We start from the raw sequence: 13,658 nt of genomic DNA on the forward strand, positions 1-13,658 counted from the left end.
ATCGTACGGGACGTGCGTGAGTGGGCCGACCCGTGCCTCCTGGGCGACAGCGAACAATACCTGCCAGGTGGCGGATTTCTCGCAGCCGATTCCTGCGAACTTCAGGTCGTCCGCGCAACGAACTGCATGCCCGCGCAATGATCCGGCGACTTGGTTTCCGTCGTGTAACCGTTGTCGCGGTGGTTTGGTGATGCCCGAAGCCGGTGCTTAGGCTCACTGCATCCAACGCGGCACGGCCCCTGGGCACAGTGCTGCGTCCTTTCCCGCATCAGGAGGAACATTGAAGAAGACGCGCATGGGCCTGTCGGCCGTCGCCGTCGTGGGGACGGCAGCACTCGTCCTCACCGGTTGCGCCAGTGGCAGCGGGGACGACTCGTCGTCCGGTGACGCCACCGCGGTGATCACGACGAACGGCAACGAGCCGCAGAACCCGCTGATCCCCTCGAACACCACCGAGGTCGGCGGTGGCAAGATCATCGACTCGATCTTCGCCGGCCTGATCAGCTACGACGCGAAGGGTGCGTCGGTCAACGACGTCGCCGACAGCATCACGTCGGACGACAACCAGAACTGGGACGTCAAGATCCGCGAGGGTCTGAAGTTCACCGACGGCACCGACGTGACCGCCGAGTCGTTCACCAAGGCCTGGAACTGGGCCGCCCAGCTCAGCAACGCCCAGGGTGGCAGCTACTTCTTCGACGACATCGAGGGCTTCAGCTACGACGCCGACAGCGACCTCGCCCTCGAGGTCGTCAGCCCCACCGAGTTCACCGTCCAGCTGACGGCGCCCGAGGCCGACTGGCCGCTGCGCCTGGGCTACTCGGCCTTCTCGCCGCTGCCCGAGGCGTTCTACGACGACACGGCGGCCTTCGGTGAGAACCCGATCGGCAACGGCCCGTACAAGCTCGACGGCGAAGGCGCCTGGACCCACAACCAGGACATCAAGCTCGTCACCAACGCGGACTACGACGGCCCCCGCACGCCCAAGAACGGTGGCCTGACCATCAAGTTCTACACGACGCAGGACGCGGCCTACGCCGACGCCCAGTCGGGCAACCTCGATATCCTCGACGCCGTCCCCGACAGCGCGTTCGAGACCTACACGGACGACTTCCCCGACCGCAACGTCAACCAGCCGGCCGCGATCTTCCAGTCGTTCACGATCCCGCAGTACCTCGAGCACTTCGACGGCACGACGGACGAGGGCAAGCTGCGTCGTCAGGCCATCTCGATGGCCGTCAACCGCGACGAGATCACCAAGGTGATCTTCCAGGACACCCGCACCCCCGCCAAGGACTTCACGTCGCCTGTCATCGACGGCTACTCCGAAGACCTCGAGGGTTCGGACGTCCTGACGTACAACGAGAGCGAGGCGAAGAAGCTGTGGGCCGAGGCCGACGCCATCTCGCCGTACGGTGACACCACCTTCAGCATCGCCTACAACGCCGACGGTGGCCACCAGGCCTGGGTCGACGCCGCGGCGAACAGCATCTCGAGCACGCTCGGCATCAAGGCCGAGGGCAAGTCGTACCCCGACTTCAAGGGTCTGCTCGACGAGGAGTCCAACGACGCCATGACCGGAGCGTTCCGCTCGGGTTGGCAGGCGGACTACCCGTCGCTGTACAACTTCCTCGCGCCGCTCTACCAGACCGGTGCCGGGTCGAACTACGGCCGCTACAGCAGTGACCAGTTCGACACGCTCGTCAAGGAAGGCAGCCAGGCCGGTTCGGTCGAGGACGCCAACGCGAAGTTCCAGGACGCCCAGGAAGTCCTCTTCGAGGACCTCCCGGCGATCCCGCTGTGGTACTCGAACGTGACCGGTGTCTGGGCCGACACGGTCGACAACGTCGAGTTCGGCTGGAACTCGGTGCCCCTCTACTACGAGGTCACCAAGAACTAGCTGCACCAGCGACGAGGCACTAGCCTCGATCAGCGCTCGAGAGGGGGCTCGGAGCAGACACGATCTGGTCCGGGCCCCCTCGACGGGCGTCCGCCACTTCCCGACACGATTGCGAACCGCGATGCTCCCGCACCACACCGAGGAGGACTGATGCTCTGGTACACCGGTCGACGACTCCTCCAACTGATCCCCGTGTTCTTCGGGGCCACCTTCTTGATCTACTTCATGGTCTTCGCCGTGCCGGGCGACCCTGTGGCGGCACTGTTCGGCGACAAGCAGCCGAGCCCCCAGGTCCTCGAGCAGATCCGGGCGCAGTACAACCTCGACAAGCCGTTCATCGTGCAGTACCTGCTCTACATCGGCGGCCTGTTCACGGGCGACCTGGGCACCACGTTCTCGGGTCGGCCCGTCATCGACGAACTCGTCCGGGCCTTCCCCATCACCTTCCGTCTGGCGATGCTCGCCCTCGTCTTCGAGGCCGTGGCCGGCATCGTCGTCGGCCTCGTGGCCGGCCTCCGCAAGGGCAAGCTCTTCGACACCAGCGCCCTCGTGGTGAGCCTCCTGCTCATCTCGGTGCCCATCTTCGTCGTCGGCTTCGTGCTGCAGTACGTCTTCGCGATCAACCTCGGCATCTTCCGCACCACGGTCAGCTCGCAGGCCCCCTGGGGCGAGCTGATCCTGCCGGCCATCGTGCTGGCCAGCGTCTCGTTCGCCTACATCGTGCGTCTCACGCGGGCTTCGGTCTCCGAGAACATGAGCGCCGACTTCGTGCGCACCGCGACGGCCAAGGGCCTGACCCGCAACCGCGTCGTCACGGTGCACATCCTGCGCAACTCCCTCGTCCCGGTCGTCACCTACCTCGGCGTCGACATCGGCTCGCTGATGGTGGGCGCGATCGTCACCGAGGGCATCTTCAACATCCAGGGAGTGGGTGGCACGGTGTACCGCGCCATCCAGCTCGGCGAGGGCCCGACGGTCGTGTCGTTCGTGGCCGTCATGGTGATCATCTTCATGCTCGCCAACCTGCTCGTCGACCTGCTCTACGCCGTTCTCGACCCGAGGATCCGCTATGCCAAGTAACGACAACCCCCGTCTGTCGAGCGGCCACTTCGTCGCCGACCTCGACGAGACGCCCATCAAGGCGGTCGACGCCGTCGACGAGTCCGAGAAGCCCCGTTCGAGCTGGAACGACGCCTGGGACTCGATGAAGACCCGGCCGTTGTTCTGGATCTCGGCTGCGCTCATCGTCCTGGTCATCGTCGTCGCACTCGCACCCGGGCTCTTCACGAGCGTCGTGCCGACGGCCGCCGACCTCTCGAAGAGCAACCAGGGGTCGCAGAGCGGCCACATCATGGGCTTCACGCGCCAGGGCACCGACGTGTTCTCGCGCGTCGTCTACGGCACCCGCGCCTCCCTGACCGTCGGCCTCCTGGCCACGGTGCTGGTCACCCTGATCGGCCTGATCATCGGTTCGCTCGCCGGCTTCTACGGCGGCTGGCTCGACGCCGTCGTCTCGCGCATCGGCGACATCTTCTTCGCGATCCCCACCGTGCTCGGTGCCATCGTGCTGATGTCGGTGCTGCCCTCGCGCACGCCGCTGACCGTGGCCCTCGTGCTCTCGCTCTTCGCCTGGCCGCAGATCGCGCGCATCATGCGAGGTTCGGTGCTCGGTGCCAAGAACAGCGACTACGTCACGGCGAGCCTCGCGCTCGGCGTCTCGCGGTTCCGCATCCTCATCCGTCACGTCGTCCCCAACGCGATCACCCCGGTCATCGTGGTCGCCACGGTCTCGCTGGGCACGTTCATCGTCGCCGAGGCGACCCTGTCGTTCCTCGGCATCGGCCTGCCGAGCGGCACGATGTCGTGGGGCAACGACATCAGCCAGGCGAGCGTGTCGATCCGCACCGCGCCGATGACCCTGTTCTGGCCCGCGGCCGCGCTGTCCATCACGGTGCTGTCGTTCCTCATGATGGGCGACGTCGTGCGCGACGCCCTCGACCCGAAGGCGAGGGCCCGTCGATGACGTCCACCTCCACGCGTCCCGAGCAGGCGGCCAGCGCCTCCTCGGCCGTTCCCCTCCTGCAGATCAAGAACCTGCAGATCGGCTTCAAGACCCAGGCGGGCTACGTCGACGCCGTCCGCGGAGTCGACATCACGATGAACCAGGGCGAGACCCTGGCCATCGTCGGCGAGTCCGGGTCGGGCAAGTCCACCTCGGCCACGTCGATCATCGACCTGCTGCCGGGCACCGGCAAGGTCACCGGGGGCGAGATCCTGTTCGAGGGTCGCGACCTCGTCAAGGCCAGCGCCGCCGAGATGCAGTCGATCCGTGGCCGCGAGATCGGCTACGTGCCGCAAGACCCCATGTCGAACCTCAACCCGGTCTGGAGCATCGGCTTCCAGGTCGAGGAGGCGATCCGCGCCAACGGCATCGCCACCGGCAAGCGCGAGGTCCGCGAGCGGGCGATCGAGGTGCTGAAAGAAGCAGGGCTGTCCGACGCGGGCGACCGACTCAAGCAGTTCCCGCACCAGTTCTCGGGTGGCATGCGCCAGCGCGTGCTGATCGGCATCGGCCTCTCGTCGAGGCCGAAGCTGCTGATCGCCGACGAACCGACCTCGGCCCTCGACGTCACCGTCCAGCGCCGCATCCTCGACCACCTCGAGACCCTGACGCGCGACTACGGCACCTCGGTGCTCTTCATCACGCACGACCTCGGCCTCGCCGCCGAGCGGGCCGAGAAGCTCGTGGTCATGTACAAGGGCCAGGTCGTCGAGTCGGGTCCCTCGAAAGAGATCCTGGCCGACCCGCAGCACCCGTACACGCAGCGACTCGTCGCCGCGGCGCCCAGCCTCGCGAGCCAGCGCATCCAGTCGAGCATCGCCCCGACTCACGCCCACGGCCTCGCGATCTCCGACGAGGGGGCCGACGACGCCGAGATGATCTCTCGTGCACGTCAGCGTGAAGAGGCCGGCAAGAAGAACGCCGAGTACATCAAGGTCGAGAACCTGTCGAAGGTCTACAAGATCCGCCAGGGTGGGTTCAAGACGACCGAGCTGCGGGCCGTGGACGACGTGTCGTTCGCCATCCCGCGGGGCACGACGATGGCCCTCGTCGGCGAGTCCGGCTCGGGCAAGTCGACGGTTGCCAAGCTCGTGCTGCAGCTCGAGTCGATCACCTCGGGCACCGTGGCGATCGACGGCCAGAGCGTCGGTGCGTTGACGGGCAAGGACCTCTTCGACTTCCGTCGTCGCGTGCAGCCGGTCTTCCAGGACCCCTACGGTTCGCTCGACCCGATGTACAGCGTCGGCAACACGATCGCCGAACCGCTCGTCACACACGGCATCGGCGACCGCTCGAGTCGCCAGGCCCGCGTGCGCGAGCTGCTCGACCAGGTCTCGCTGCCGGCCTCGACGGTCAACCGCTACCCGAACGAGCTCTCGGGCGGTCAGCGGCAACGCATCGCCGTGGCCAGGGCGCTCGCGCTGAAGCCCGACGTGATCGTGCTCGACGAGGCCGTCTCGGCGCTCGACGTGCTCGTCCAGGGCCAGGTGCTCGACCTGCTGACCGACCTGCAGACCGAGCTCGGCCTGACCTACCTCTTCATCACGCACGACCTGGCGGTGGTCCGGCTCATCGCCGACAACGTCAGCGTCATGCAGAAGGGGCGCGTCGTCGAGGCGGGCACGACCGACGAGATCTTCGCCAACCCCGCACAGCAGTACACGCGGGAGCTGCTCGAGGCGATCCCCGGCGCGAACTTCGAGTTCGGCCGGTAGTCGACCCGCGCCTCCTGGTGTCGAAGGGGCCCCTCGGCCGTGCGGCGAGCACGGCGGAGGGGCCCCTTTACCACGTGCCGTAGACTGACTTCGCCGGGCTCTGACCCGACCACTTCCCCCTCTCACTTCTCGTAAGGAACACATCCATGGCGACTGCCATCCGCAGCGACCTGCGCAACGTGGCGATCGTGGCCCACGTCGACCACGGCAAGACGACCCTCGTCGACGCCATGCTCAAGCAGACCAACTCGTTCGACGCGCACTTCGACACCGAAGACCGCATGATGGACGGCAACGAGCTCGAGCGCGAGAAGGGCATCACGATCCTCGCGAAGAACACCTCGGTGCTCTACAACGGTGCCCACGCGACCGACGGCCCTATCACCATCAACGTGATCGACACCCCCGGCCACGCCGACTTCGGCGGTGAGGTCGAGCGCGGCCTGTCGATGGTCGACGGCGTCGTGCTGCTCGTCGACGCGTCCGAGGGCCCCCTGCCCCAGACGCGCTTCGTGCTGCGCAAGGCCCTCGCGGCCAAGCTGCCCGTCATCCTGCTGGTCAACAAGACCGACCGCCCCGACGCGCGCATCGACGAGGTCGTCGCCGAGAGCCAGGACCTCCTGCTCGGTCTCGCCAGCGACCTGAGCGAAGAGGTCGACGACCTCGACCTCGACGCCATCCTCAACGTGCCCGTCGTCTACGCCTCGGGTCGCAACGGCGCCGCGTCGACGAATAAGCCCGACGACGGCTCGCTGCCCGACAACCCCGACCTCGAGCCCCTCTTCGAGGCGATCCTCACCCACGTGCCGGCACCGCGCTACGACGACGAGCACCCCCTGCAGGCGCACGTCACGAACCTCGACGCCTCGCCGTTCCTCGGTCGTCTCGCGCTCCTCCGCGTCTTCCACGGCACCCTGCAGAAGGGCCAGACGGTCGCCTGGGTCAAGTCCGACGGCTCGGTGCAAAACGCACGCATCACCGAGCTGCTGATCACGAAGGCCCTCAGCCGCTACCCGGCCGAGAGCGCGGGCCCCGGCGACATCGTCGCCGTCGCCGGCTTCGACACCATCACCATCGGCGAGACGCTGTCCGACCCCGACGACGTGCGGCCGCTGCCGACCATCACGGTCGACGACCCCGCCATCTCGATGACCATCGGCACGAACACCTCGCCGATCATCGGCAAGGTCAAGGGCCACAAGCTGACCGCCCGCATGGTCAAGGACCGCCTCGACCGCGAACTGGTCGGCAACGTCTCGCTCAAGGTCCTCGACGTCGGACGCCCCGACGCGTGGGAGGTCCAGGGCCGCGGCGAGCTCGCGCTGGCCATCCTCGTCGAGCAGATGCGCCGCGAGGGCTTCGAGCTCACGGTCGGCAAGCCGCAGGTCGTCACGCGTCGCGACGAGAACGGCAAGCTGCAAGAGCCGTTCGAGCACATGACCATCGACGTGCCCGACGAGTACCTCGGTGCCGTCACGCAGCTCATGGCCGCCCGCAAGGGCCGCATGGAGAACATGGCGAACCACGGCTCGGGCTGGGTGCGCATGGAGTTCATCGTCCCCTCGCGCGGCCTGATCGGCTTCCGCACGCAGTTCCTCACCGACACGCGCGGCACCGGCATCGCCAACGGCATCAGCCACGGGTACGGCCCCTGGGCCGGCGAGATCTCGACCCGCACCAACGGTTCGATCATCGCCGACCGTTCGGGCGTCGTCACCCCCTTCGCGATCATCAACCTGCAAGAGCGCATGTCGTTCTTCGTGCAGCCGACCGAAGAGGTCTACGAGGGCATGGTCGTGGGCGAGAACTCGCGCGCCGACGACATGGACGTCAACATCACCAAAGAGAAGAAGCTGACCAACATGCGTCAGTCGACGGCCGACAACTTCGAGTCGATGACGCCCTCGAAGGTGCTGTCGCTCGAAGAGGCCCTCGAGTTCGCCGGTGACGACGAGTGCGTCGAGGTCACCCCCGACGCCATCCGCATCCGCAAGGTCGAGCTCGACGCGTCGGCCCGCCAGCGCAGCACGGCTCGCCTGAAGAAGCAGAACGCGTAAGCACCACAGCCCCACCGCACCACACGCCGAGGAGGCGGTCCGCACCACCGCGGGCCGCCTCCTTCGTGCATCCCCCGCACGTTCTGCGTCTGCCCACAGCGTCCCCGGCTAATCTCGCGACGTGCCGACCCAGAAGAAGACCCTCACCCGCTCCGCCGCCACCCTCGCGCTGGCCGTCGGCCTCGTCGCCGGACTCACCGCGTGTGGCGAGGGCTCGCCCGTCGACAACATCGTCGGCGGTGCGGTCGACAGCGGCATCGAGAGCCTGAAGGGCACGGCCCAGAAGGCCGTCGAAGACGCCGCGGGCGAGGCGCTGAACGGCGCCGGCATCACCACCGACGGCACCCTGCCCGCGAGCTTCCCGGCCGACGTGCCGCTCGTCGAGGGCACCGCCCGTGGCGGCGGAGCAGGCCCCGACGGCACCGGCTGGGTGGCTCAGATCGCCGTCTCGGGCGCGGACCAGTTCGCCGTCGCCCAGCAGCAGCTCGAGGCCGCCGGTTACACCGCGTCCGGGGTCGACACCGATGCCGACAGCGGGTTCGGCACGTTCACCGGTGCCACGTACCGCGTCGTGCTCACGGTCTCGACCGACGGCGACGGCCAGGTGCTGGCCACCTACGTCGTCACCCCCGTCTGACGCCGCACCGTCGACCGACGGCCGCGGCTCAGGCGAAGAGCGTCTCGCCCACCCATCCGCCCTGCGACGCCCCCGGCGGCACGGCGAAGATCGCCGATCCGACGTGCGTGACGTACTCGTTCATCCGGTCGTTCCGCGAGAGCGCCTGCTGGATCGGCACGTACTGCCGCCGCGGGTCGCGGTTGAACGCGATGAAGAACAGCCCGGCGGCGAGACGACCGAGTTCGTCGTTGCCGTCGACGAAGTTGTAACCGCGGCGCAGCAGCGTGGCCCCGTCGTTGTTCTGGGGGTGTGCCAGGGCGACGTGCGAATCGGGGGCGATGGCCGGCCCGGTGCCGGTCGAGGCGGCGGCGGCGAAGTCGGGTGCCGTGAACTCGGTGCCGCCCGAGAGCGGGGCGCCCTCGCCCTTGTCGCGGCCGACGACCGTCTGCTGCTCGCCGAGCGAGGCGCGGTCCCAGGTCTCGATCGTCATGCGGATCTTCCGGGCGACGAGGTACGAGCCGCCGTCCATCCAGGCCGCTCCGTCCGACGCGGTCGCCCAGACGCCGTCGTCGACCGCGGTGACGTCCTCGGCCTTGAGGTTGGCGGTGCCGTCCTTGAACCCGAACAGGTTGCGCGGCGTCGTCTGGCCGCGGGTCGTCGACGAGGTGCGGCCGAAGCCCAGTTGCGACCACCGCAGGGAGGCGCGGCCGAAGGCGATCCGCGAGAGGTTGCGGATCGCGTGCACCGCGACCTGCGGGTCGTCGCTGCAGGCCTGGACGCAGAGGTCGCCGCCGCTCGCGGCCGCCACGAGCTGGTCGCCCGAGAAGTGCGGCAGGTCGACGAGGGCCGGAGGCCGCTGCGAGGCGAGTCCGAAACGGTCCGTGCCGTCGGCGGCCGTGAACAGGGTCGCCCCGAAGCCGATCGTGACGGTCAGCCCGGCGGCGGGCAGGCCCGTGGCCTCGCCCGTGTCGTCGGGTGGGGCGAGCAGCTCGCCGCCCGTGGCACCGGTGGGGCTCACGTCGAGCCCGGCGGTCAGGCGTGAGGCCGCGTAGCTCCAGTCCTTCAGCAGCTCGACGAGCTCGGTGCGCGTGACGCCGTCCGCGACGTCGAACGACGCGAAGTGCAGGCGGTCCTGGGCCGCGGTGACGATGCCCGACTGGTGGCCGCCGAAGAACGGGTACGAGGAGGACGCGCCGGACGACCCGTCGGCGTGCGCCTGCACCGCGCGGTCGGTGCCGACCCCGACGCCGAGTCCGAGCACGCCCGCCCCGACGCCCGTGCCGACGAGCCCCAGCAGACCGCGGCGCGAGAGGCCGCCTCCGTCCGTCACCGTCAGGCGACCAGCGCCGAGGTGAGCCTGCTCAGCGGCTCGCTGAGGGCGTTGACGGCGTCCGACAGCTTCTTCTTGTCGGCGTCGGTCAGCTCGGTGTACGAGGGGTAGCCCGCGTCGAGGCTGCCGTAGCCGGCGAGCAGCGTCTCGACCTTCGTCAACTGGGTGTCGATCGAGGTGGCCAGCTCGGGGTCCTTCTGGTCGACGACGTCGCGCACCCCGTCGAACGCCACCCGGGCGCCCTCGAGGTTGCCCTGGAAGTCGTAGAGGTCGGTGTGCGACCAGATCTCCTCTTCTCCCGTGATCTTGCCGGTGGCGACCTCGTCCATCAGGCCGACCGCGCCGTTGGCGATCGTGTCGATGCCGACGGTGAAGTCGCTCGCCGTGACCTCGTCGTAGAGGTCCTTCGTGTCGCTCGTCAGCAGGTCGGCGTAGTGGGCACGCTCGTCGGCCGTCAGGGGGACGTACGCCACGCCTCCGTTCTCGGCCGGGGCGGGCTGCCAGAGGTCCTTCTCGATGCGGTGCCAGCCGGTCCACTCGGTGCCGGGCTCGACGTCGGCCTCGCGGAAGTCGATCTTCGGGTCGAGGTCGCCGAACGACTCGGCCACCGGCTCGATGCGCTCGTAGTGGGCCCGGGCCGACGGGTAGAGCGAGCGGGCCTTCTCGTCGTCGCCGGCGGTGTACGCGGCGAGGAACTCGTCGGTGGCCGTGACGAGCTGCCCGGTCTGGTCCTTTACGTAGCCCACGTAGGCGGTCGCCGCGGCGTCGACCTGTTCCTTCTCGCTGCCGGTCGGCTCGACGGCGGTGCCCGAGTCGGTCACCGTGAAGGAGGCGCGCACGCCTTCGCCGACGAGCCCCGGCACGCAGGCGGTGTAGTAGTCGCCGGCCGGAATCGAGACGGTCATCGAGCCCGACGTGCCGGGGCCGATGTTCTCCTTCTCGCTGACGATTCGCAGGCCGTCCTCGGCGAGCAGCTCGAACTCGCTGTTGTCGCTGCCCGTGTTGGTCATGGTGAAGGTGACCGGGCCGCTCGGCACCGAGGTGGTCGAGAGCGAACACGTGTCGTCGGAGCCGTCGACGGTCACGGCGGTGGCCGCGGACGACCCGGCGGGGGAGTTCGCGACGCAGCCGGTCAGGGCCAGCGCGAGGGCGGCGACGCCCGAGGCGACGGCGAGGGGGCGGACGGGGCTGGCGATCATCGAGGTGCTCCTGTGGTGCGGGGGGACGGGGTGGCCGTGCGGTGGTCCGTCATCGCCGGGGCGTGCGTCGAGGACGCGCCCGAGGCGGTCGACGCACTCGACGCGTCCGACGGACGGGGGTGCCGTCGACGGGTCGCCCGCACGAAGAGCGGCACGACGACGGCGAGGTAGGCGAGCCAGACGACGACCTGCAGCCGGCTCGGCGTCGGCGTGAAGTTGACGAGCCCCTGCAGCAGGGTGCCGTACCAGCTGGTCGGCGGCACGGCCGCGCTGACGTCGAAGGCCAGGGAGGCGCGGCCCGGCAGCACGGACGCCTCCTGCAGGTCACCGACCCCGTAGGCGAGGACCCCGGCGGCGACGACGATCAAGAAGTACCCGGTCACGCGGAAGAACCGCGCGACGTCGAGGCGCACGACGCCGCCGTAGATCGCGAGCTGGATCGCGACCGCCGTGAGGATGCCCAGCACGGCGCCGACCAGGGGTGCCGTTCCGCCGCCGGTCGACTGCACCGTCGCCCAGACGAAGAGGGCGGTCTCGATGCCCTCGCGCCCGACCGAGAGGAACGCCAGGGCGACCACGGCCCAGGCGCCGCCGACGAGGGCGCGCTCGAGGCCCGACTCGAGTTCGCCGCGGAGGCCACGGGCGGTGCGGGCCATCCAGAAGACCATCCACGTGACGAACACGACCGCGACGATCGACAGGCCGCCGCCGATGATCTCCTGCGCCTGGAAGGTCAGGCCGTACGTGCCGAAGGTCAGGACGGCGCCGATGCCGAGCGAGAGCAGGACGGCGGCGCCCACGCCGAGCCAGAGGCGGGGCAGGACGTCGCGCCGACCGACCTTGACGACGTAGGCGACGAGGATGCCGACCACGAGGGCGGCCTCGAGGCCCTCTCGGAGTCCGATGAGGTAGTTCGCGAGCACGGGGACGACTTTCTCGAGAAGGGGGAGCGGAGCTCGTCGTCGAGCAGGAACGGGAGGCGCGGCACGACCAGGGCGCGCAGGCGGTGGTCGGACCGAACGGGTCGGTATGGTTAGGCTAACCTCACTTAGGTCACCCTCAGCCAGGACGACAGTAGTGCGGCGCGGCATATCCTGTCCAGTGATGAACTCCTCCGCCTCGCCGACGCCCGCGTCGCCCTCGACCGTCGGCGACCCGCGGTTCGAGCGCGTGCTCTTCGTCCACGCCCACCCCGACGACGAGACCATCACCACGGGTGGCACGATCGCCGCCCTGGTCGAGGCGGGTGCCGCCGTCACGGTCGTGACCTGCACGCGCGGCGAGCTGGGCGAGGTGATCCCCGACGACCTCGCGGCCCTCCGCGACGACCCGGCCGCCCTCGCCGTGCACCGCGAGGGCGAGATCGCCGCCGCGATGCGCGACCTCGGCGTCGACGACCACCGGTTCCTCGGGTCGCCCGGCGCCCGGACGGCGGGCCTGCCCGAGCGCGCCTACCGCGACAGCGGCATGGTCTGGCGGTCCGACGGCGTCGCCGGGCCCACGCCCGACCTGCACCCCGCCGCGTTCTGCGCCGCCGAGTTCGGCGAGGTCGTCAGCGACCTGTCGGCCGTCGTGCAGTCCGTCCGGCCGACGGCGATCGTCAGCTACGACGAGGACGGCGGCTACCACCACCCCGACCACGTGCGCGCGAACCGGGTCGCCGTGCGCGCCGCGCGCCTCGTCGGCGTGCCGTACTTCGCGATCGTGGCCGGTGCCGAGTCGGCCGAAGGGCCCGAGGCCGAGGCGCTGGCCGCTGACGACACCGTGTTCACGATGGATGCCCGGCACGTCGCCCCGCGCAAGCTCGCCGCGTTGCGCGACCACCGCAGCCAGGTCGAGGTGGTGGACCTGCCGGGCGGCAGGGCCGGCATCCGCTTCCCCCACGGGGCCGTCGAACCCGTGACCGTCCGCGAGTCCTTCCGTTTCGTCAGCGAGCCGACCGCCCCCGAGGGCGTCTCCGAGATGGCCCGGATGACGACGGGCGGCCGGGTCACGGCGCTGGTCCTGGCCCTCGCCGCCGGCGCCGTGTTCGGCGCCATCGGCACGGTGATGCACCAGTCGACGATCACGATCGGCGGCGCGCCGATCTGGTCGGGGCTCGTGCTCGCCCTCCTGATGAGCCTGGCGTTGCTCGCCGGGCTCCGGTCCCTGTTCGGCTCGCGCGCCGTGGCCGGCGTCGCCGCCGTCGGGCTCGTCGGCGCGCTCGTGGTCCTCTGGCAGGCGAGCCCGGGCGGCTCGGTGCTGCTGCCCGCCAACACGCCCGCCTACGTCTGGCTCGTCGGGGTCGTCGTGGTCGTCACCCTCGTGCTCGGCTGGCCGCGCCTCCGGGGTGGCACCGCCGGGGACGCGACGCCGCCCGGCGACGCGGCTCGCGCCTCCTCGGTCGGGGCGCAGCCGACAGGCGATAGGCTGGACGCCCTGCCCGACGCGAAGGGAACCCCCCAGACGTGACGTACGTGATCGCACTGCCCTGTGTCGATGTCAAAGACCGTGCCTGCATCGACGAGTGCCCCGTCGACTGTATCTACGAGGGCGAACGCTCGCTCTACATCCACCCCGACGAATGCGTCGACTGCGGTGCGTGCGAGCCCGTGTGCCCGGTCGAGGCCATCTACTACGAAGACGACCTGCCCGACAAGTGGGCCGAGTACTACAAGGCGAACGTCGAGTTCTTCGACGAGATCGGCTCGCCCGGTGGCGCGGCCAAGGTCGGCGTCATCGCGAAGGACCACCCCGTGATCTCGGCGCTGCCCCCTCAGGGCGCCGGCGCCTAGGT

General features: G+C 69.5%; 11 protein-coding genes. 8 read left to right on the top strand and 3 right to left on the bottom strand.

The features are described 5' to 3' along the window. The first annotated feature begins 280 nt into the window (after positions 1-280). From ITJ55_RS10635 to ITJ55_RS10660, 6 genes are all read left to right on the top strand, one after another. Positions 281-1,900: an ABC transporter substrate-binding protein gene (locus tag ITJ55_RS10635; protein WP_194595323.1), complete on the top strand. Its 1,620-nt coding sequence runs from the start codon at positions 281-283 to the stop codon at positions 1,898-1,900. 150 nt (positions 1,901-2,050) lie between these two features. Then, complete coding sequence (locus ITJ55_RS10640) at positions 2,051-2,980, top strand: ABC transporter permease (RefSeq protein WP_056262198.1); 930 nt, start codon at positions 2,051-2,053, stop codon at positions 2,978-2,980. After that, on the top strand, positions 2,970-3,923 hold the full coding sequence (locus ITJ55_RS10645) for an ABC transporter permease (protein ID WP_056262202.1): 954 nt from the start codon (positions 2,970-2,972) through the stop codon (positions 3,921-3,923). Before ITJ55_RS10640 ends, ITJ55_RS10645 begins: the two co-directional genes overlap by 11 nt. Next, positions 3,920-5,677 carry an ABC transporter ATP-binding protein gene (locus tag ITJ55_RS10650; protein WP_056262206.1) on the top strand — a complete coding sequence of 586 codons (1,758 nt, stop codon included), beginning with the start codon at positions 3,920-3,922 and terminating at the stop codon, positions 5,675-5,677. Before ITJ55_RS10645 ends, ITJ55_RS10650 begins: the two co-directional genes overlap by 4 nt. Before the next feature lie 146 nt (positions 5,678-5,823). Next, the gene (gene typA, locus ITJ55_RS10655) at positions 5,824-7,734 is read left to right on the top strand and encodes a translational GTPase TypA (RefSeq protein ID WP_043595466.1); all 1,911 of its coding nucleotides are present in this window, start codon (positions 5,824-5,826) and stop codon (positions 7,732-7,734) included. Positions 7,735-7,855: 121 nt separating this feature from the next. Beyond that, entirely contained in the window at positions 7,856-8,371 is a 516-nt protein-coding gene (locus tag ITJ55_RS10660) for a hypothetical protein (RefSeq protein WP_194595324.1), read from the top strand. 28 nt (positions 8,372-8,399) lie between these two features. Here ITJ55_RS10660 and efeB read toward each other — a convergent pair whose 3' ends face one another. Genes efeB through efeU form a run of 3 tightly spaced genes read right to left on the bottom strand, consistent with a single transcriptional unit; the run spans position 8,400 to position 11,805 of the window. After that, positions 8,400-9,689 (bottom strand): iron uptake transporter deferrochelatase/peroxidase subunit, encoded by a 1,290-nt coding sequence (efeB, locus tag ITJ55_RS10665; RefSeq protein WP_194595623.1) that lies wholly within the window; start codon positions 9,687-9,689, stop codon positions 8,400-8,402. Next, positions 9,686-10,882, bottom strand: a complete 1,197-nt coding sequence (efeO, locus tag ITJ55_RS10670; protein WP_194595325.1) for an iron uptake system protein EfeO — start codon at positions 10,880-10,882, stop codon at positions 9,686-9,688. The genes efeB and efeO overlap by 4 nt, the downstream gene beginning before the upstream one ends. After that, a complete protein-coding gene (efeU, locus tag ITJ55_RS10675) occupies positions 10,879-11,805 on the bottom strand; it encodes an iron uptake transporter permease EfeU (protein ID WP_194595326.1) in 927 nt (308 codons plus the stop codon). The genes efeO and efeU overlap by 4 nt, the downstream gene beginning before the upstream one ends. A gap of 181 nt (positions 11,806-11,986) precedes the next feature. On the opposite strand from efeU, the gene ITJ55_RS10680 reads away from it, so the two are divergent. Both ITJ55_RS10680 and fdxA read left to right on the top strand, forming a co-directional pair. After that, on the top strand, positions 11,987-13,333 hold the full coding sequence (locus ITJ55_RS10680) for a PIG-L family deacetylase (protein WP_194595327.1): 1,347 nt from the start codon (positions 11,987-11,989) through the stop codon (positions 13,331-13,333). Beyond that, positions 13,330-13,656, top strand: a complete 327-nt coding sequence (gene fdxA, locus ITJ55_RS10685; RefSeq protein ID WP_043595461.1) for a ferredoxin — start codon at positions 13,330-13,332, stop codon at positions 13,654-13,656. Before ITJ55_RS10680 ends, fdxA begins: the two co-directional genes overlap by 4 nt. Positions 13,657-13,658: the final 2 nt, after the last annotated feature.

It is taken from the genome of Frigoribacterium sp. VKM Ac-1396, from assembly GCF_015350895.1.
Classification (GTDB): domain Bacteria; phylum Actinomycetota; class Actinomycetes; order Actinomycetales; family Microbacteriaceae; genus Frigoribacterium.

Coding starts and splice junctions, on each gene's coding strand:
- ITJ55_RS10640 (WP_056262198.1), top strand. CDS start 2,051: ATGCTCTGGTACACCGGTCGACGACTCCTCCAACTGATCCCCGTGTTC.
- ITJ55_RS10645 (WP_056262202.1), top strand. CDS start 2,970: ATGCCAAGTAACGACAACCCCCGTCTGTCGAGCGGCCACTTCGTCGCC.
- ITJ55_RS10650 (WP_056262206.1), top strand. CDS start 3,920: ATGACGTCCACCTCCACGCGTCCCGAGCAGGCGGCCAGCGCCTCCTCG.
- typA (WP_043595466.1), top strand. CDS start 5,824: ATGGCGACTGCCATCCGCAGCGACCTGCGCAACGTGGCGATCGTGGCC.
- efeO (WP_194595325.1), bottom strand. CDS start 10,882: ATGATCGCCAGCCCCGTCCGCCCCCTCGCCGTCGCCTCGGGCGTCGCC.
- ITJ55_RS10680 (WP_194595327.1), top strand. CDS start 11,987: ATGAACTCCTCCGCCTCGCCGACGCCCGCGTCGCCCTCGACCGTCGGC.